This is a genomic window from Cruoricaptor ignavus (assembly GCF_900141665.1).
In the GTDB taxonomy this organism is placed as follows: Bacteria; Bacteroidota; Bacteroidia; order Flavobacteriales; family Weeksellaceae; genus Cruoricaptor; species Cruoricaptor ignavus.
Genome location: NZ_FQYI01000006.1, coordinates 73,646 through 93,972, shown reverse-complemented (window position 1 = coordinate 93,972; position 20,327 = coordinate 73,646). Strand labels below are relative to the sequence as shown.

The 20,327-nt window shown below is 47.3% G+C and carries 19 protein-coding genes; 18 read left to right on the top strand and 1 reads right to left on the bottom strand.

Annotated features, from left to right (window positions below; all coding sequences use genetic code 11):
* Positions 1-7: 7 nt before the first annotated feature.
* The 17 genes from BUB43_RS07335 to BUB43_RS07255 are packed head-to-tail and all read left to right on the top strand — an operon-like array spanning position 8 to position 16,978.
* Entirely contained in the window at positions 8-997 is a 990-nt protein-coding gene (locus tag BUB43_RS07335) for a glycosyltransferase family protein (RefSeq protein WP_143154064.1), read from the top strand.
* Between the two features lie 7 nt (positions 998-1,004).
* Complete coding sequence (locus BUB43_RS07330) at positions 1,005-1,412, top strand: sugar 3,4-ketoisomerase (protein ID WP_073179734.1); 408 nt, start codon at positions 1,005-1,007, stop codon at positions 1,410-1,412.
* Positions 1,405-1,863, top strand: coding sequence for an acyltransferase (locus BUB43_RS07325; protein ID WP_073179732.1), 459 nt, complete (start codon positions 1,405-1,407; stop codon positions 1,861-1,863). The genes BUB43_RS07330 and BUB43_RS07325 overlap by 8 nt, the downstream gene beginning before the upstream one ends.
* A gap of 4 nt (positions 1,864-1,867) precedes the next feature.
* Entirely contained in the window at positions 1,868-2,968 is a 1,101-nt protein-coding gene (locus tag BUB43_RS07320; protein WP_073179730.1) for a DegT/DnrJ/EryC1/StrS family aminotransferase, read from the top strand.
* Positions 2,969-4,450 carry an O-antigen translocase gene (locus BUB43_RS07315; protein WP_073179728.1) on the top strand — a complete coding sequence of 494 codons (1,482 nt, stop codon included), beginning with the start codon at positions 2,969-2,971 and terminating at the stop codon, positions 4,448-4,450.
* An 18-nt stretch (positions 4,451-4,468) separates the two neighbouring features.
* The gene (locus BUB43_RS07310) at positions 4,469-5,398 is read left to right on the top strand and encodes a glycosyltransferase (protein WP_073179727.1); all 930 of its coding nucleotides are present in this window, start codon (positions 4,469-4,471) and stop codon (positions 5,396-5,398) included.
* Entirely contained in the window at positions 5,395-6,480 is a 1,086-nt protein-coding gene (locus BUB43_RS07305) for a glycosyltransferase family 4 protein (protein ID WP_083541208.1), read from the top strand. Before BUB43_RS07310 ends, BUB43_RS07305 begins: the two co-directional genes overlap by 4 nt.
* Positions 6,481-6,502: 22 nt before the next feature.
* Entirely contained in the window at positions 6,503-7,717 is a 1,215-nt protein-coding gene (locus BUB43_RS07300; RefSeq protein WP_073179723.1) for a glycosyltransferase family 4 protein, read from the top strand.
* 3 nt (positions 7,718-7,720) lie between these two features.
* Positions 7,721-8,986 (top strand): O-antigen polysaccharide polymerase Wzy, encoded by a 1,266-nt coding sequence (locus BUB43_RS07295; protein ID WP_073179721.1) that lies wholly within the window; start codon positions 7,721-7,723, stop codon positions 8,984-8,986.
* On the top strand, positions 8,934-10,064 hold the full coding sequence (locus BUB43_RS07290) for a glycosyltransferase family 4 protein (RefSeq protein ID WP_073179719.1): 1,131 nt from the start codon (positions 8,934-8,936) through the stop codon (positions 10,062-10,064). The genes BUB43_RS07295 and BUB43_RS07290 overlap by 53 nt, the downstream gene beginning before the upstream one ends.
* On the top strand, positions 10,064-11,188 hold the full coding sequence (locus tag BUB43_RS07285) for a glycosyltransferase (protein WP_073179718.1): 1,125 nt from the start codon (positions 10,064-10,066) through the stop codon (positions 11,186-11,188). The genes BUB43_RS07290 and BUB43_RS07285 overlap by 1 nt, the downstream gene beginning before the upstream one ends.
* The gene (locus BUB43_RS07280; protein WP_073179716.1) at positions 11,169-12,206 is read left to right on the top strand and encodes a polysaccharide biosynthesis protein; all 1,038 of its coding nucleotides are present in this window, start codon (positions 11,169-11,171) and stop codon (positions 12,204-12,206) included. Before BUB43_RS07285 ends, BUB43_RS07280 begins: the two co-directional genes overlap by 20 nt.
* Positions 12,207-12,224: 18 nt before the next feature.
* On the top strand, positions 12,225-13,340 hold the full coding sequence (locus BUB43_RS07275) for a polysaccharide biosynthesis C-terminal domain-containing protein (protein ID WP_073179714.1): 1,116 nt from the start codon (positions 12,225-12,227) through the stop codon (positions 13,338-13,340).
* 20 nt (positions 13,341-13,360) lie between these two features.
* Positions 13,361-14,518, top strand: coding sequence for a non-hydrolyzing UDP-N-acetylglucosamine 2-epimerase (gene wecB, locus BUB43_RS07270; protein WP_073179712.1), 1,158 nt, complete (start codon positions 13,361-13,363; stop codon positions 14,516-14,518).
* A gap of 17 nt (positions 14,519-14,535) precedes the next feature.
* Positions 14,536-15,735: a glycosyltransferase family 4 protein gene (locus BUB43_RS07265; protein ID WP_073179710.1), complete on the top strand. Its 1,200-nt coding sequence runs from the start codon at positions 14,536-14,538 to the stop codon at positions 15,733-15,735.
* Between the two features lie 41 nt (positions 15,736-15,776).
* Complete coding sequence (locus BUB43_RS07260) at positions 15,777-16,385, top strand: sugar transferase (protein ID WP_073179708.1); 609 nt, start codon at positions 15,777-15,779, stop codon at positions 16,383-16,385.
* Positions 16,385-16,978, top strand: coding sequence for an acetyltransferase (locus BUB43_RS07255; protein WP_073179707.1), 594 nt, complete (start codon positions 16,385-16,387; stop codon positions 16,976-16,978). Before BUB43_RS07260 ends, BUB43_RS07255 begins: the two co-directional genes overlap by 1 nt.
* An 8-nt stretch (positions 16,979-16,986) precedes the next feature.
* Here the strand turns inward: BUB43_RS07255 and BUB43_RS07250 are convergent, their stop codons facing one another.
* Positions 16,987-17,796, bottom strand: coding sequence for a polysaccharide biosynthesis/export family protein (locus BUB43_RS07250; RefSeq protein ID WP_073179705.1), 810 nt, complete (start codon positions 17,794-17,796; stop codon positions 16,987-16,989).
* Between the two features lie 155 nt (positions 17,797-17,951).
* On the opposite strand from BUB43_RS07250, the gene BUB43_RS07245 reads away from it, so the two are divergent.
* A complete protein-coding gene (locus BUB43_RS07245; protein ID WP_073179864.1) occupies positions 17,952-20,327 on the top strand; it encodes a GumC family protein in 2,376 nt (791 codons plus the stop codon).

Genomic DNA, 20,327 nt, shown 5'->3' with positions numbered 1-20,327 from the left:
CTGAGTAATGGATATTTTTATAAAAAGCTTCAACCGACCCTATTTGCTGGATAAATGCCTGAGGACTGTCACAGAAAATATTTCAGGCTACGACCGAATAATAATTCTGGACGACGGGACACCCGAGAGATACCTTGCCCGTCTCCTGAAATCTTATCCTGACATAATTATCAGGAAATCTGAATATTACGAGCAGAAATCTGCAATGATTGAAAGCGGGAATATTGTAAAGTCTGAGTTGAAGTTTCCCGGAGATTTCTGGTACCGGGAAATATCTCAGACAGATAAGCCTTTTTTTCTTCTTCTGGAGGATGATATGTACATTACCAATAAGGTAGATTTGGAGGAGGTGAGAGAATTTATGGAAATGCACGGGCTTTTAATTTATAAAATGCTCTGGTTAGGATCACCGCTACTGCTTCAGGGGGACATCCGCTCTTTCGGAAATCACGAGATATTAACGCCACTGACATCTGTGAACCTAAAGAATCTGCGGCTCCTGACGGAATCTCCGGGAAAGTACTTTTACTATATTCTGATAAAACTTGGATTTATTAAAAATTTAATTGTCGAGAAACTGTCTAAATTTTATGCTGTATACACAGTAGCCGGAGCAGTATTTAGCACAAATTATTTTAAAGAATTGTGGCGGGGCATCCATACACTTGATGAGAACGAACAGATCCTGCGCACGCTTACATATTACCGCGACAATCAAATCCCTTTGCAGGCAGGGAAAAGCGCCGAAGAGCTGGTGAAAACTACCTTCAGCAGCTCCGCAACCAACGAATTTGAAGAAGTGGATTTCTCGATCTTTGGTTTTAACAGCAATCTCAACGAATTGTGGTACTCAGGTAAGATGGATATGAATACCGAAAGTTTTGTTTTTAAGGATTTTATTGAAAAGCACTTCAGCCGGGAGGATTTTCGGAACTGGCAGGAGTGGAAAACAAAGTTTACGGGAGGATACAAACTACTAAATTGCGAATTAGACTGACCATAAGATGAAGCAAACCCCTCAGTATATCGATCTTTCAAAAATCGGTAATCCAAGCTTAGGCTATATCACCATCGCAGAATCTTTGAAGAATGTACCCTTTGAAGTGAAGAGGGTATACTGGACTTACTACACGCCACAGGATGTGGTGCGGGGTGGGCACGCCCACAGGGAACTGCAGCAGCTAATTTTTGCAGTATCCGGCACCATTACTTTCAACACCGAGGATCTGGACGGAAACCGCGATAGCTTCGTGCTGGATCATCCTTCCAAGGGCCTGTACCTCCCCAGGCTGATATGGCGGGATATACATTTCACGCACAGCGCCGTATTGCTTTGCCTCGCCTCTGAATATTACGATGAAGCAGATTATTTCAGAGATTACGAAGAATTCAAAAGTTTTAAGAATGATTAAAATTCACCCTACCTCAGATGTGCAGACGCGGAACATAGGCGAGGGCACTATGATATGGCAATACTGTGTGGTGCTGGGCGGGGCGGAAATCGGGGAAGCCTGCAATATAAACTGCCAGGTATTCATTGAAAACGATGTGAAGATCGGCAACCGCGTTACTATAAAGCCCGGCGTGCAGCTATGGGATGGCGTGACCGTGGAGGACGATGTGTTCATAGGCCCTAATGTCACCTTTACAAACGACCTGATGCCGCGATCCGGAAACAGAGATTTTAAGCTGGAAAAAACTGTTATAAAAAAGGGTGCCTCCATCGGTGCGAATGCGACAATAATTGCAGGGAATACCATCGGCGAAAATGCTCTCGTGGGAGCAGGGAGCGTGGTGACCAAAGATGTGCCGGCTAACGAAATCTGGATTGGGAACCCGGCAAGATTTTATAAAAAAATATAGACAGATGATAAAATTCCTGGATCTTCAAAAAATAAATTTAGCTCATCATCCCGAAATAGAGGAGCGGCTTCTTCAGACATTCAGAAGCGGGTGGTACCTCCTCGGCAAAGAGACGGAGACTTTCGAAAAAAACCTTGCAGGCTTTATCAACGCCCCGCACGCCATCGGCGTAGCCAACGGCCTGGATGCCCTTCGCCTGATCTTCCGCGGCTATATTGAGCTGGGGATAATGCAGCCCGGCGATGAGGTCATTGTCCCGGCAAACACCTATATCGCCTCCGTGCTGGCAATATCTGATAACGGGCTCGTGCCCGTTTTTGCTGAGCCCGATCCGAAGACCTTCAATATTGATCTGAATAAGATTGAAGAAAAACTGACGAGCCGCACAAAGGCTGTAATGATAGTACACCTATACGGCAGGGCGGTATTTTCTGACCATCTGCGGAAGCTCGCCGAAAAATACCAATTAAAAATCATTGAGGATAATGCCCAGGCAATAGGCGCGGAATGGCAGGGAGTAAGAACGGGCAATCTTGGCGACGCTGCGGGCTTCAGTTTCTATCCCGGCAAGAACCTCGGCGCGCTGGGCGATGGCGGCGCTGTGACTACCGGAGACAGCGAGCTTGCCACAGCAATCCGCGCGCTGGCGAATTATGGCTCCAACCAGAAGTATGTGAATATTTACAAGGGGCTGAACTCCCGCCTGGACGAGATTCAGGCTGCCGTGCTGGATGTAAAGCTGAAATACATAGACGAGGAAAACGCGCACCGCAGACGCATTGCGGAGCGCTATGCCGCAGAAATAAAAAATGACAGAATTATTTTACCAGAAATTCCCACAAGCGGTACCGAGCATGTCTACCATCTGTTCGTAATAAGGGCAGAACAGCGTGATGCGCTGCAGAAGCATCTCACGGATAGCGGCATTCAGACGCTGATACATTACCCAATCCCGCCGCACAAGCAGCAAGCCTATGGCGAGTACAGCGATCTGAGCTTCCCCATTACGGAGAAGATGAGCGGCGAAGTTTTAAGCCTACCGATCAGCCCGGTAATGGATGAAAGTGAAGTTGAGGAAGTCATCAGCGCGGTAAACAGATTTTAGTTGGAAAAGAACCAATCATCCTCCTATCGCCAAATTTTTAAAGGTACCTCGCTGTTTGGCGGGGTGCAGGTTATTACCATACTTATCTCCATCGTAAAATCTAAGTTTGTAGCGGTTCTTCTGGGGCCATCCGGTATGGGGATAATGGGGCTACTTAGCAGCAACTTGAGCCTGGTGGGAGAGCTCACGCATTTCGGGCTGGGTACCAGCTCTGTAAAGTTTATATCTGAAGCGGATGCGAGCGGAGACTCCCGCCGGCTGTCCCGTGTGGTGAAGGTTCTTCGCCGTCTGGTGTGGATCACCGGCCTCCTTGGGTTTGTCGGGGTATTTTTTCTGAGCCGTGAGCTTAGTGTTTACACTTTTGGTAATGATGACTATACCACAGCCTTCCGGTGGCTTGCTGTCACGCTTTTTATAGATCAGCTGGCATTAGGGCAGAAGGCAGTGCTACAGGGTACGCGCAAGCTCCGTTTGCTTGCCCGCGCCAATATTATTGGCAGTTTATTGGGCTTGCTGGTCTCTGTCCCGTTGTATTATCTGTACGGTGAGCGGGGGATTGTCCCTTCACTGTTGTTTACTTCTGTCTCTGCAATGCTTATCGCCTGGTCTCTGTCTCGCCGGGTACCGCTGCAGCAGGTAGAGATCAGCAGGGAGGATATCAGGAGCGTAGGCGCCGAAATGCTGAAACTCGGTTTCTTTTTAAGCCTAACCTCCCTGATAGGTGCAGTGGTCAATTACCTTATCCGGACCTATATATCCCGCGAGGGGGGTGTGCAGGATGTTGGCCTGTACAATGCAGGTTTTACAATTATTAACAGCTATGTGGGTATTGTTTTCACGGCTATGGCTACAGACTACTTTCCCCGCCTTTCCGGTATCGCCCGAGACAATAAGGAATCCAGCAGTTTAATTACTCAGCAGTCCGAGGTGGCCCTGCTTATTCTGGGGCCTATCCTTTTTCTGTTTATACTGATGGTAGGGGTTGTGATTACGCTGCTCTACTCAGCAGAGTTCACCTCTATTACCGATATGGTGGCCTGGTCTGCCCTCGCGATGTATTTCCGCGCGGTGTCCTGGCCGGTAGCATACATCATTATGGCTCGTGGGGAAAGCAAGATATATCTGCTTACGGAGACCTTCGGAAACCTTCTGATGTTGGTATGTAACTATCTTGGGTATAAATATTACGGCATTACAGGCGTAGGAATTTCATTCTTTATTTTCTATATAATTTACACAGTCGTGATTTTCCCATTTTGCTCGTGGAAATATAATTTAAACCTTCGTGGAGATATTTTAAAGCTCCTCATACTGGAGCTGAGTACGGGGCTGGTGGCCTTCGCACTGGTAAAGTATGCGCCGCCCCTGCTTCGCTATATTTTAGGATTTCTTATCTTCGGCGGTATTCTGTATTACTCTGTAAGATTGCTAAGCAGAAAAATGAATGTAAATATTTTAGAGAAGCTAAAACTCCGAAAGTAAACTACAAGCCTAAAAGTAATGGAGCCCTTAATATCCGTAGTCGTAATAACCTATAATTCTTCAGAATATGTTCTGGAAACGCTGGAGAGCATAAAAAACCAGACCTACGGCAATTGTGAGCTGATAGTAACCGATGACGGTTCCTCGGACGATACAGTAGCCCTGGTAAAAGAATGGCTGGGCAGCCACCGGCAATCTTTCGTCCGCGCCGAGGTGCTTACAGTGCCAAAAAACACAGGCATACCTGCCAACTGCAACCGTGGCATACGCGCTGCAAATGGAGAGTGGATAAAGCTTATAGCGGGAGACGATCTCCTGGAGCCGGACTGCCTGGAAAGCTTTATTGCCTACTCAATAAAAAACCCCGATGCTAATATAATGGCGGGGAGAATGCAGTATTTCTCTAAATCAGGGAAGGAAAATCGGATCGCTCCGCAGCAGCATAACCTTCCTTTTTTCTATTTGAAAGCCAAGGAGCAGTACAAGTGGCTTTTGAGAAAAGGAGCCAATTTTGCGCCGGCGGCGTTTTATAAAAAAGATTTGGTAGAGCGCGCCGGCTGGTTCAACGAGAGATACCGCTATTTTGAGGACTTGCCGTTCTGGCTTGCCGTCACCGCCCTGGGTGAAAAGATTCATTTTGTAGACCATATTGTAGTGCGGTACAGGGTTGGGGGAGATTCTGCGGTTAATAATACCTCAAGAAGCTATAATATTGGCTTTATGGAGTGCTATTATCAGTTTAAAAAAGATGTTATATACAAAGAAGTTCCATTTTATGATATTGTTTTCTATCAGCATGAATTCGTGGAGTTTCTTTCTTATTATATTATAACAAATTTTTTTGGCAATAGGAAATCTCCTGAAACTACTATGATTGGCGGGATTTTACACAGGCTTAGTTTTAAATATTATCTAAATTTAATACAGAAAAAATTAGCGGAAAGATGAAAGTACTCCTCTGCTCGGGCAGGTTCCATATGGGCGGCATAGAAAAATATGTGCAGGATCTGGCTATGCAGCTACAGCAGCGGGGCTATGATGTGAGGATACTTGTATTCTTCTATACCGTGCCCGACGCCATTGCGCCGCTTAAGGAGGCAGGGATACAGGTATCCGCACTGAACGGAAAGAACGGCAGGGATCCCCTGATGCTCCTGAAGTTCTGGAAAGCGCTTCGTGACTTCCGGCCGGATATAGTCCATATGAACTATCTGCCGCTGCTCGCAGCACCCATACTCCGGCTTTCTTCTGCCGTGGTGCTGTACACCGTGCACCAGATGGATTATATCAAGGCTTTCAGCACGATGTATAAAAATACCGTAAATGGCGTGATAGCCGTGAGCAATGCCGTGAAGGAATACCTTACCTCAAAGAACTTCCTGCCAAAAAGCGAGTGGCGCGTAATCCACAACGGGATAGAGCTGAAGCCCGGCAGGAAAACCGCGGAATACCGCCCGGGAGAGCCCATCCGCCTGGTGATGGTAAGCCGCCTGGCGCAGGACAAGCAGCCGCACCTCGCCGTAGAAATACTGAACCTGCTGAAAACCAACAGCCCGCGCAGCTACCGCCTGACATTCATAGGATCGCCAGATAAAGACGATGCCGAATACATTGCCGGCATAAAGGCCAGGGTCGCAGAGCTGGGTCTGGAAGCAAGTGTGGAATTTGCCGGGATGCAGAAGGATGTATTCCCGTGGCTGCAGAGTGCGCAGGGCCTCCTGATGCTTTCCCGAAAAGAGGCTTGCCCGTACAATGTTCTGGAGGCGCTCTCCGTGGGCGTGCCAGTATTCAGCTTCAATGTGGAGGGCGGGTTACAGGATCTGCATCAGGATGGCGTCTCCGGAGTGATGACGCCCGGCAGCGATGCGGAGGAGCTCGCCCGAAGAATTGATGAGGTATTCGCAGAAAACCTGTGGGAAGGGCTGAGCCGCGGCGCGCTAAAGAATGCTGAAAAGTTTTCTGTGGAGAAAATGACTGAGAAAACGATGGGCTTCTACCGAGAGATTTTAAACAAAAAAAATTCCAGATAATGAAATACCTACTTGAAAAAAGATGGGAAAATACATTGTAGTACACGCCGGCAGGCGGGATGATTATCAGGTGGCGCTGGCCCTTGCGGAGCAGGGCTTGCTGGAGTGCCTGGTTACAGATTTCTACGCACCGTACGATCATCCGTTGCTCGGGAGGATGTTGCGATCCTTGCCGGCAACAATAAAATCCAGGCTGGATAAAAGGTACAAACCGGGGCTGCCGAGCACGCTGGTGAAGATATCGCTGATGTCCGTATTCTGGCAGATGCTGCTGAGCCTTACCAAAAATCTGAAATACAGCACAAAAAAAGACAATGCGCTGGGGTATGCCGCCAGGAGATACGCCCTGCGGAGGGGGATCCCGGTGCTGAGTATGAATACCTATGCGAAGGCGGCTTTTACCGATAACCCCATACGCCCGAAGGTGCTGTTTCAGTTTCATCCGCATACTACTTTCGTGAAAAATATTCTGGAGGAAGAGATGGCGCTCAACCCTGCCTCGGTAAAATCCCTTTCGCAGGAGTACGAGTTTTCTGTACCGGAGGAAGACCTTAAAAATCTTACGGAGGAAATCCACCTTGCCGATAATATTATCTGCGCAAGCAGCGTAACTGCCAACTCGGTGGCTGCCGAGGGCGTACCCCGTGAGAAGATTGCCGTAATCCCCTATGGTGTGGATGCGGCTAAATTTCCTTACAAAGCCCGCGAACCCTGGGACGGTAGGGAGCCATTCCGCATTGTGTTCATCGGCAGCCTCAATCAGCGCAAGGGCATCACCTATCTGCTGGATGCTCTGCAGGATATGCCCGATACCGAGCTGCACATCATCGGCAGGGGTATTTTTGATGAAGAAATGCTCGGCAGGTACAATCTTGATATAAAAATCCATAGGAATATACCGCTGGAGGAGATGGTGTCGCTTCTGCACGGGTCTCATTGCTTTGTGCTGCCCTCCGTGGTGGAAGGCTTCGGGCAGGTGATACTGGAGGCGATGTCCACAGGCATCCCGGTAATAGCTTCAGAAAATACCGTGGCGGCGGATATCATCCGCGATGGGGAGAACGGCTTCGTTGTACCCATCCGCGATGCGGCGGCCATCCGCAGCAGGCTGGAACTTCTGAGGAAAGAGCCGGAGAAAACCCGGGGGATCGGCGATGCCGGCAGGCGCACTGCGCAGCGCCTCAGCTGGGAGCAGTTCCGGAAAGAAATCGTAAATTACCTCTCCAAATTAAATTAAATCTTGCTCTACCTCTTAGGTTTGATTCTTCTCTCGGGGATAGTATTTGCGCTGCAGGACTTTCGGCGGCACTTTCTTTTATTATTCCTGCTTATCAATTATTTTATCTATTTCTTCCTCGGTCCGCTGAATTCCATCAACCGAAATATGTGGACGCACCTGAAGGCAGACTTCCGCGGAGGTTTTGAAGATACGGTAATGATATATACCATAGGCATTGCCAGTATGCTCTTGGGCTATCTTTTTATGTATGTTTTTACAGATGCGAAGAGAAGGAACAGGGCAGTTTATACGCTGAATCCGAAGTATCCGTTTTATATGTGGTTTTTCTTCCTCTCCCTCGTGCTGATGATTTTCCGGAATGTCTCAGAGGGGGTCTACGGCGGAGGGTTTTATAACTACCTCGTATTTCTCGGAGACTCGCTGATTCTTGCCTTTATCATTCTTATTTATGAAAAGAAATTCAACCGCCCCTGGCATTGGTTTATCCTCGGGGCGGCGATTTTCTGCTATCTCATCCTGGGCTTCCGCTACCGTATTCTCCTTCTCATCATCGGGGTGCTTTACCACTTTCTGGTGACGAACAGGCTGTCCCTGGCTTCGCTCGTGCGGTGGGTGGTAATAGGGATCTCCATTGCTTATACCATTAACTTTATCACCGTAAACCGCGAGGCGCTCAGTACGCTGAATTTTAATGAGGTGACTTTCGAATCGGATACCTACGGCAACCTCTCGCCTTACCAGCTGATGCTGCACCAGACAGACAACTACAAGACGGAGATGATGGTGATGCAATATATGAACCGCAACCATATAGAATACGATTATGGGGAATCTATGTTTCTGCATATCTTCATCAGAATTATCCCTGCTTCTTTTTTCGAAGGGGGGGTAAAGCCGAGCATCCCGCAGCTGGAAATTATCAAAAACTCTTTTGGTACCAAGGCGGGCTATTTCGCAGGAGCCGCGGTTTCCAATGTTACGGAATACTATATAGCATTCGGTAAGGCGGGCGTGGTATTTTTTATGCTGCTGCTGGGCGGCGGGCTGGGATACATCTCGAAAAGGACCGACCTGGAGGTGCCGCGGGACAGGGTGGTGATCGTGATGATAGCCATGGTGCTTTTCCAGGAATCTACGCGGGGCTACCTGCCGCAGAATGTTACGCTGCTGGTATTCCTGCTGATAACGCTTCAACTCTTTTACAGAAAGAAATATGTTAGTTACCGTTACCAATATCCCCACGCCGTACAGGACCGCATTCTTTAATGTACTCCAACAAGAGCTGGCGAAAATCGGCGAAAGCCTGCATGTGCTGTACTGTGCGGAGACAGAGCCGGACCGCCACTGGCAGTTTAAGCCGGAAGAAAACATTTATGACTATACCTTTCTCAAAGGGCTGCATTTCGAAATCGGGGGGGTGTACCCGCATATAAATTTTGGACTGGTAAGAAAACTAAAAAAGCTAAACCCGCGGTGGATCCTGCTCGCCGGAAGCTGGATTGCGCCGGCGACCTTCAGCATCCTTGCCCGAAAATCTTCCCTGGGCGCACCCGTTATCTTCTGGAGCGAGGGCCACGCCGATGCGCAAAGTAGATCTGGGGGGTTAGTAGAATTTATGAGAAGAAAGACATTTGAGTCGATCGACTACTTTGTTGTGCCAAACAGCAGATCTGCTCACTATGTTCAGTCTTACCACTTCGGAGCGAAAACATCATTTCTGCCCAATACTATAGATGAAGAATTTTTCTCTAAAAATATTGGGGATAAAGCGGAAATTAGAAAGATGCTTAATATACCGTCAGACAAAACAGTTATTATATTAGTTTCAACCTTGAATGCTAATAAATCAGTATTAGAATTTTATGAAGCTTTTAAAAAACTTAAAGCAGAAAATCTTTACGCAGTTCAAATAGGACAAGGACCATACTACGAAGAACTGAAGGCCAGGATAGCCCGCGACGATATGGGCGGGCGCTACCGGCTTGCCGGCCAGCAGGAGAGGGATGCCGTGCGAAGCTACCTCGCCGCGGCAGATGTGTTCGCCCTGCCCACAAAATCCGATGCAAACCCGTTGAGCCCCATAGAAGCAGCGTTTCAGAAGAATGCCTTGCTGCTGTCTTCCAAAGCGGGGAATGTGGGCGAGCTGATACCGAGCGGAGGAAACGGCTGGGTAATCAGCGAGATTACTGAGGAGAATATTCTGAATGCGCTGGCAGAAGTAGCCGCAGCAGACAGGGGAGAAATTGAGCAAATGGGGGAGGAATCCTATAAAATAGTCTCGGAAAACTTCACAAGGGAAAAAGCGGCGGCAGGGCTGATCCGCTTCTTGGAAAAGATAAACTGATGAAATTATTAATTGACAACTCGAACCTCTTTGCTGGCGGCGGGCTGCAGGTGGCGGCGTCCTTTCTCCGGGATCTGAAGCGGCTTCCTACCGATGATGAGTTTGTGGTGGTAAATTCTGTGAAGTGTACGGAGAGCCTGGGCAATGAGGATTTTCCACGGAATTTCAAATTCTACAGGCTGACCAAGGCGGAGGAAACTTTTAAAAAGAAACGCATCAGGAAAGTCCTTGAGATCGAAAATGAGGAACAGCCGGATATTATTTTTACACTGTTCGGCCCGTCTTATCACAAAAGCGGGCGGACAAAAGTGGTAGGTTTGGCGATTCCTTATATCATTTATCCCAAATCTCCGTTCCTTAAGAATATTTCTCTGAAAGAAAAAATCTACTACAAGCTCCTGGCACTGCTGAAAACCTACAGTTTTAAAAGGAATTCGGATGCACTGATATTCGAAACGGAAAGCGCCCGCAGGATTTTTACAGAGAAATATAACTACAGCAAGCCCACCTATACGGTAGGGAATACTTTGAACGAAATCTTCGGCTCCCCGCAGCAGTGGGAAGAGATGGAGGGCATCCCGGAATCTGCGGTGAATATACTTTTCCTTACGGCGAACTATCCTCATAAGAATATGAAGATCCTGCCGGAAATGATCAGCATCCTGAAAAATGAGTACGGCCTGCAGGATTTCCAAATACTCCTTACCCTACAGCCTGAGGATGTGAATTTTCCTGAGGAGACCAACGCACACATCACCTACCTCGGCAGAGTGCCGCTGCAGAAAATACCGTCGCTGTACCGGCAGTCCCATCTGGTGCTGATACCTACGCTGCTGGAGATATTTTCTACCACCTACCTGGAAGCGATGTTTATGAAAAAACCGATAATAGCATCCGATATGCCGTTTGCAAGAGATATTTGCGGAAATTCTGCGTACTTTTGTGCAGCCACAGATCCGGCAAGCTACGCGGAAGCGGTGGTAAAACTCCACCGAGATGCAGAGCTCCGCAAAAGGCTTACCGATATAGGAACAGAGAATTTAAAACGCTTCGGCAGCAGCATGGACAGAACAAAGGCTTACCTGAAAATTACTAATCAAATCTATGAATCAAATTCAAAATAAAACCCTGCTCATCACAGGTGGTACTGGCTCGTTCGGAACTGCCGTGCTAAGGAGGTTTCTGAATACGGAACACTTCAGCGAAATCCGGATTTTTTCTCGGGATGAGAAAAAGCAGGACGATATGAGAAATCAGTTTAAAAATGACAAACTGAAATTCTACATCGGCGATGTACGCGATTTTTCAAGCATCGAAAGAGCAATGCGCGGAGTGGATTTCGTGTTCCACGCTGCCGCGCTGAAGCAGGTGCCTTCCTGTGAATTTTTCCCGATGCAGGCGGTGCAGACCAATGTAATAGGCACGCAGAATGTGATAGACGCAGCCATCAAAAATAATGTGAAAAAAGTCATCTGCCTGAGCACGGACAAAGCAGCCTACCCAATAAACGCGATGGGAATTTCCAAAGCGATGATGGAAAAAGTAGCGGTGGCAGCCTCCCGAAACGCCGGCGAAACCGTGGTTTGCCTTACAAGGTACGGCAATGTGATGGCCTCGCGCGGTTCGGTAATTCCGCTTTTCGTGAAGCAGATCAAGGCTGGCGAAGCATTGACAGTAACTGATCCTAAAATGACGCGATTCCTGATGTCGCTCGAAGAAGCGGTGGAGCTCGTGCTGTTTGCATTTGAGCACGGCAATCCGGGCGATTTGTTCGTGAACAAGGCTCCGGCAGGAACCATCGGTGATTTGGCGCAGGCCCTGAAAGAAATGTACAATGCCGATAATGAAATTAAAATCATCGGCACCAGGCACGGCGAAAAACTTTACGAAACACTCTGCACCAGAGAAGAAATGGAAAAGGCGGAAGATATGGGCGATTTCTACAGAATTCCGGCGGATAACCGCGATTTGAATTATGCCAAATATTTTTCCGAAGGTGATGCAGATACTTCGGAAATTGAAGACTACCACTCCCACAACACGGAGCAGCAGGATGTGGAAGGAATGAAACAGCTGCTGATGAAACTGCCGCTCATCAGGAAAGATATTATGGGTGAAGATGTGATGCAGTACCCGGATTAATTTTTAAACAAAGCAAAAATGAAAATCGGAATTACCGGGCAGAACGGCTTTATCGGCTCGCACCTTTACAGAACGCTTGGGCTTTTCCCGGAAGAATTTCAGCGGGTAGATTTCCGCAATGAATTTTTCGAAGATGAGAAAACGCTGGATGAATTCGTGCAGCAGTGCGATGCCATCGTTCATCTTGCCGCTGTAAACCGCCACGAAAGCGAAGAAGCCTTGTACGAAACCAATGTGGCATTAGCACAGAAGTTGGCTGATGCGCTGAGCAGGACGAAATCGCCGGCGCACATTCTGTTCTCCTCGTCTTCGCAGGAAGAGCGCGAAAACCTTTACGGAAAATCGAAAAGGGAAGGGCGCAGAATTCTGGCGAAAGCAGCAAGAGAAAACGGCGGGAGATTTACAGGGCTGATAATCCCTAATGTTTTCGGGCCTTTCGGTATCCCGAACTACAATTCCTTCATCGCCACTTTTTGCCATAAACTGACGCACGGCGAAGAGCCTACCATCTTGAATGATGGCGAAGTGAAGCTGATCTATGTGGGAGAACTGGTGAATTTGATTCTTGAAAAAATTCGGGAAGGCGAAACCGAAGAAGAATTCGTGGTGCCGCACACTTCCACGAATAAGGTTTCCGAAGTTTTGCAAAAGCTCAACAATTTTAAAAAACTGTATTTTGAAAACGGCGAAATTCCGGCCTTGGAATCATCGTTCGATTTGAACCTGTTCAACACATTCCGTTCCTACATTGATTTGCAGGACTATTTCCCGAAGAAATTCGTGCAGCATACGGATAACCGCGGTGCTTTTGTGGAAGTTATAAGGTTAGGAATTGGCGGGCAGTGCTCATTCTCTACCACGGTGCCTGGAATTACGCGTGGCAACCATTATCACACAAGGAAAATCGAGAGATTTGCCGTGATAAAGGGCAGAGCGAAAATTCAGCTGCGGAAAATCGGGACGGATGAAGTGCTGGATTTCCATCTGGATGGCGCCGAGCCTGCCTATGTGGATATGCCGATTTGGTACACGCACAACATCACCAACACCGGTGATGAAGAACTTTACACGATTTTCTGGATTAACGAGCCGTACAATCCTGCCGATGCGGACACTTATTTTGAAGAGGTTTGATATAATAATAAATCAGAGTAATGAAAGATAATAATCAACTCACAAAGAAACTCAAAGTAATGACGGTGGTTGGCACCCGTCCGGAAATCATCAGGCTATCCAGAGTGCTGGCAGCGTTGGACAGCTCTGACGCCGTAGAGCACATCATCGTACACACCGGCCAGAATTACGATTACGAGCTCAACCAAATTTTCTTTGAAGATTTGGGACTGAGAAAACCCGATTATTTCCTAGAAGCTGCCGGGAAAACCGCCACCGAAACCGTAGGAAACATCCTGATAAAAATCGATCCTTTGCTTGAAGAATTAAAGCCGGAAGCCTTCCTGGTTCTGGGCGATACGAATTCCTGCCTGTGCGCTATTCCAGCAAAGAAACGCCATATCCCTATTTTCCATATGGAAGCAGGGAACCGCTGCTTTGACCAAAGAGTGCCGGAAGAAACCAACCGCAAAATCGTGGATCACACTGCGGATGTTAATTTGACATATTCCGATATTGCACGGGAATATTTGCTGCGCGAAGGCTTGCCGGCAGACAGAATCATCAAGACCGGTTCGCCGATGTTTGAAGTGCTGAACCATTATCTGCCGCAGATTGAAGCATCGGATGTTCTGCAAAGGCTGAACCTTGAAAAGGGAAAATATTTCGTGGTAAGCTCTCACCGTGAAGAAAACATTAATTCCGAGAAAAATTTCCGCGGATTGATCGACAGCTTGAATGCCGTGGCAGAGAAATTTGGCTATCCCATCATCGTCTCCACCCACCCAAGAACGCGGAATATGATTGAGAAAATGAAGGTAGAGGTCCGCGAAGAAGTGCAGTTCCTCAAACCGCTCGGCTTCCACGATTACAACGCGTTGCAGATGCACAGCTATGCCGTGCTTTCCGATTCGGGCACGATTTCCGAAGAATCATCCATCCTGAATTTCCGCGCGCTGAACATCCGTGAAGCGCACGAAAGACCGGAAGCGATGGAGGAAGCAAGCGTGATGATGGTAGGGCTTTCGCCGGAAAGGATAATGCAGGGCCTTACGCAGCTGCAGCGGCAGGAAGTTGGCGAAAGCCGAAATTTCCGCAGGGTGGCAGATTACTCGATGCCGAATGTTTCGGAGAAAATGGTGCGCATCATCATCAGCTACACCGATTATGTAAAACGCGTGGTTTGGAGCGAGAGGTAAGTTTTAAATAAAAGATTTTGAATATACTTTTTCTCACATTGGTGGAAATCAGTTCCGTGGAAGAGCGTGGAATCTATCAGGATTTGCTGCGGAAATTCCGTGATGAAGGGCATTGTGTTACTATAATTTCACCCGTGGAAAGGCGCAGGAAAATTCCATCCAACCTTAAAAATGAAAACGGTGTGAATATTCTGCAGGTGAGAACCTTGAATATTCAAAAAACGAACATCATTGAAAAAGGCATCGGCACCTTGCTGATTGAATGGCAGTTTTTGCGCGGCGTAAGAAGGTTTCTGTCTGATATAAAATTTGATTTGGTTTTGTATTCCACGCCACCTGTCACTTTTGCAAATGTTATTTCCTTTGTGAAAAAAAGGGACGGTGCAAAATCTTACCTTTTGCTGAAAGACATTTTCCCTCAAAATGCGGTGGATATGAATCTGATGAAAAAAGGCAGTCTCATACACCGTTTTTTTCAGAAAAAAGAAAAGCAACTGTACAGAATTTCTGACAGAATTGGCTGTATGTCTCCTGCTAATGTACAGTTTCTCCTGAGGCATAATTCAGATCTGAGTTCCGGAAAAGTGGAAGAAAATCCCAATACGATAGAGCCCATAAGCATTAACTATTCGGATTCAGAGAAACAAAGCATCAGGAAAAAATACGGAATACCTGCCGATAAAACCGTATTTATTTACGGCGGAAATTTGGGCAAACCGCAGGGTCTCGATTTCCTGCTAGAAACAATCTCTGCCACCAATAATAGCCGTGCTTTCTTCCTGATCGTGGGCGATGGGACGGAATATTCCAAAGTCGAAAACTGGTTTAAAAATCACCAGCCGAATAATGCAGCGTTGCTGAACAAACTGCCAAAAGACGATTACGACAGGCTTCTTGCCTCGGCAGATGTAGGATTGATTTTCTTGCATAAGGATTTCTTGATACCTAATTTTCCTTCACGGCTTTTATCCTATTTGGAAATGGAAATGCCCGTAATTTCTGCTACGGATCCTAATACAGATATCGGCGATATTATTGAGGAAGCAGCATGCGGATTCAAAGTTTTAGCAGGCAATCAGCAGCAGATGCAGCAGGCAATTGAGAAACTGCTTTCCTCGGATTTGAAAAAAATGGGAAAAAATGGCAGAAAACTTTTGGAAGAAAGATACACGGTGGGAAAATCCTACCGACTGATTTCAGACTTTATGGCTGAGTAAGATTTGCTGGGAAATTTTAAATTTGCAAAAACTTAGAGGGTTTGCTTTACAAAAATCTTTTAAAACCAGTATTAGACTTCGCTCTGGCGCTCGTCGGCTTCGTCGTTTTATCGCCGCTGTTTGTGCTGGTTACGGTGGCTTTATTCTTTGCCAACGCAGGCAAGCCCTTCTTTTTCCAGCTTCGCCCGGGGAAGGACGGAGAGATTTTCCGCATCATAAAATTCAAAACGATGAACGACCAGAAAGATGCGGAAGGAAACCTGCTCCCGGATGCCGACAGGCTCACGAAGGTGGGCGCCTTTGTACGCAAAACCTCTCTGGACGAAATTCCGCAGCTTATCAATGTCCTCAAAGGGGACATGTCTTTAGTTGGGCCAAGGCCTCTGCTGCCATCTTACCTGCCGCTTTACAACGATTTCCAGCGGAGAAGAAACGAAGTAAAGCCGGGAATAACAGGCTGGGCGCAGGTGAACGGCAGAAATGCGATAAGCTGGGAGCGTAAATTTGAGCTGGATGTCTGGTATGTAGATCACATCAGCTTCTGGCTTGATTTTAAAATACTATTACTTACCGTGAAAAAGGTTTTCGTTCGGGAAGGCATCACGCAGGAAGGCCACGCAACTTCTGAAGAGTTTAAAGGGAATAAATAATGGTACTTTTCGGAGCCAGTGGCCACGCTAAGCCTATCATTGATATTGCACTCTTAAGAGGGGAGGAGGTAGAGTTAATCTATGATGATAACCCAAAGTGCAGTCATATTTTTGGCATCCCTGTGGAGAAATGTAACGGAATATTCCCATTGCATAAAAAATGTGTGATTTCTATCGGAAATAATCATGTCAGGCGCAAGATTGTTGAGCGTCTCAATTTCAATTACATATCATTAATTCATCCGAATGCAGTGATTTCATGCTATTCAGAGGTGGGGGTAGGAACAGTTATAATGGCAAACGCTATTGTAAATCCTGCCGCTCAAATCGGAAGGCACTGCATTATCAATACAGCGGCTGTTGTTGAGCACGATTGCATTATTGATGACTATGTTCATATCTCACCAAATGCAGCCCTAGCAGGTGGTGTAAAAATTGGTGAGAATACCCACATTGGAATAGGAGCATGCATTATCCAGGGTGTAAAAGTGGGTAAAAACTGCATCGTGGGAGCAGGTACTGTCATCATCCGCGATGTACCGGATAATTGCACCGTGGTGGGGAATCCTGCCCGGATTATCCGTTCAGAATAAGATGATACTTACTTAATCAGCGCCACGATAAGCCCAAGGATACCTACGGATACGGAGGCTACGGAAAGCCAGATCGGCAGGTTGGGGTTCTGCTTTGCCACTATTTCCCGCGTCTCGTTCGGGGATACATAGATCACATCGCCCTGCTTCAGGTTATAAAAAGGAGAGCTGATGAATGAAGCATCCGTAAGGTCGATGCGCTGGCGGATCAGCTGCCCATCCTCATTGCGGATTACCAGCACATCATCCCTTTTACCGTAGATGGTGAGGTCCCCCGCCATACCCAGGGCGCGCAGGAGCGTGGTATGCCCGTCCGCTACGGTGTACTCCCCGGGCCTTGCCACCTCGCCCAGCACCGTAACCTTGAAGTTGATGTTCCGCATCGTGATGGTGGGGTTGATGATGTACCGGGATACCTCCGCCCTTACCTCATCCTTGAATTTTTCTATGGTTTTCCCTGTGGTATTCAGCCTTCCGATGATCGGCATATCGATATTCCCGTCATTATCTACCAGGTAGGTAGGGCCGGATACGGGTGCCACGGTGGGGCTTAGGTTGCCCCCCGCCTGCACATTCTGGAGCATCTGGCTGGAGCTCCAGTTCTGGTTGAAAGGTTTTACCACATCCAGGTCCTTCCCGGATACCACTATCATCAGCTGGTCACCCGGCTGTATGGTGCTGTAGGAGTACCTCATCGCAGTTTCCTCTGCCACCTGCTCTATGTTTTTCATATAATCAAGGCGGGATTCCTGCGGCTTTCGGGACTGGCAGGAGAGTAGGGTAAGGGCTGCAACCAATGTGTACCAAAAATTCTTCATTCTGTATCGCTGTAGGTTTGCAAATATAAATTATTACATTTAAGCGCAAAAGCCTTTGCAGAAAAACTCCTCATAAACATTAAAAAATCTGCGGAGGAAATAATTTGCAGGCTTGTAATTTCGTTGTATATTTGGCAACTATTATAGAATTTCAGATGGAGAAAAGCCAGGTGGCAGAAGTCAGTTCAGAAAATGAAGTAAATATTCAGGAAGTTCTCAATCCTTATCTCCGGCGGTGGCCGTGGTTTCTGCTCAGTGCCTTGGGCGCGCTGGCACTTGCCTGGATTGCTTTAAAATTTGTAGCGCCAGCTTATAAAATAACATCTACCGTACTGATAAAAGACGCCAAAAAAAGCGGCGGCGGGATGGGCGATATCAGCGATATTGTAGATATATCATCACTTACGGGGATGAACACCAACAGCGTGGAGAACGAGGTGGAGGTTTTCAAGACCAAAAAACTGATGCGCGATGTGGTGAGGAGCCGCAATATGGAAACAGTAATAAAGAATGATGATGATATTCAGAAAAAAGAGCTTTATGGGAAAAACTCGCCGATTTTGGTAAATGTATTAAGCGAGAAGGACACGCTGAATTACCCAAAAAAGCCATTCAAGCTAAACATCAGCGGATCGAGGATCAGGCTGTCTTCCACAGAATTTGATAAGGAAATAGTAGGAGATTTCAACAGGGTTATTAGCCTGCCGTTTGCAAACATCGTGATAAGGAGGAACCCCGAGTTTGTACCTCCAAAAGAAAAAATAGAGAATATCCGCCTAGAATTTTCCCCGATGGAAATGCGTGTTTCTGAACTGATGGAAGCCCTGTCCGTAGATCTCGTAAATAAGGATGCCACCGTAATAGCCCTGGAGCTTAATTATCCGGATGTAAACAAAGGCAAGCAGATTGTGAACGGACTGGTGCAGGCATACAATAAGGACGCTATAGATGATAAGAACTCCGAATTTAAAAAATCTCTGGACTTTATCGACAACAGAATCGGGATCATCTCCGGAGAGCTGGGGGATGTGGAGAACCAGAAGGAGCGGTTCAAATCCCAGAATAATATTTCCGACATCCCGACCGAAGCAAAAATAAATCTCGAAAGCTCTGCCGAAGCGCGTGCCAAGCAACTGGAGGTAGGCGCGCAGCTGGAGCTTACCAACGCCCTTCTTTCCTATATGAAGCGCGGGGACAACGCATCTGTTCTCCCATCCAATGTAGGATTAGGCAGTACGGAAGCGGCAGGAAATATAGCTGCGTATAACCGCCTGGTAATGGAGCGAAACAGAATTCTGGAAAGTGCAACGCCGGAGCACCCCGCAGCGAGGGAGCTGGCATCGCAGATTGCCTCCATGCGGCAGTCGGTAGTGCAGAGCCTTGAAAAAAACCGCCAAGGATTGCAGCTCGCTGTAAATGCCTTCCAGAATGAGCAGAATGTAATGGCGGGCAAGATTTCCCGCCTGCCGGCGCTGGAGAAGATGTTCCGTACCATAGAGCGGCAGCAGCAAATAAAAGAAAACCTCTACTTATTGCTTCTTCAGAAGCGCGAAGAAACCGCCATATCTCTGGCGGTAACGGCGCCTAAGGCAAGAATCTTGGATTCTGCATACCCGAGTGCCAAGCCCGTTTCTCCAAAAAAGGCACTGATCTATCCGGTTGCTCTGTTACTTGGTCTTCTGTTGCCTTTTACAAGCATATATCTACAACAGCTGCTTGATAACAAGATAAAGACGAAAGAAGATCTCAGCAAGGCTGTGGGTGGAAGAACCATACTTGCAGAAATACCGAAGGTAAGCAGCCGGCAGTCAGAAATTATTCAGACAAACGACCTTTCCCCGCTTTCCGAATCCTTTAAGATCCTCGTCACCAATCTTAATTTTATGCTTCCTAAATGGACGGAAGGCAAGGTGATATTTGTGACATCCACTGTGAAGGGAGAAGGCAAAACCTTTGTATCCTTTAATCTTGCCCTTTCCCTGGCTCGGCCGAACAGGCGCGTCATCGTTATCGGGTCGGATATCCGCAACCCTCAGCTTCAGAGGTTCAACCCTGAAAACAAAGGGGTAAAAGGACTCTCGGAGTACCTCTATGATCCCGAGGTAAAGCCAGAGGAAATCACCCACCATTCCACCTATAACCCTAATCTGGATGTTATCTATTCCGGAACCATACCGCCCAATCCTACCGATCTGCTCGCCAGCCCGAGATACGGGGAGCTGCTGGAAACTCTTCGGCGAAGATATGATTACATCATACTGGATACCGCGCCGCTGCTCCTTGTTACGGATTCATTTATCATCTCCCATCTTGCTGATGCTACGGTATATGTGACGCGTTCTGGCTTTACCGAGAAAAATCTTACAAAATTTGCCGTGGATACCATCTCGAGCGACAAAATAAAAAATGTAGGCTTCGTTCTGAATGATGTAGACAGGAACAATTTCAGCTACGGCAATAAATATGGCTACGGGTATGGCAGGAACGAACAGACTTTCTGGCAAAGATTTAAAAATAATTTTAGGAATTGA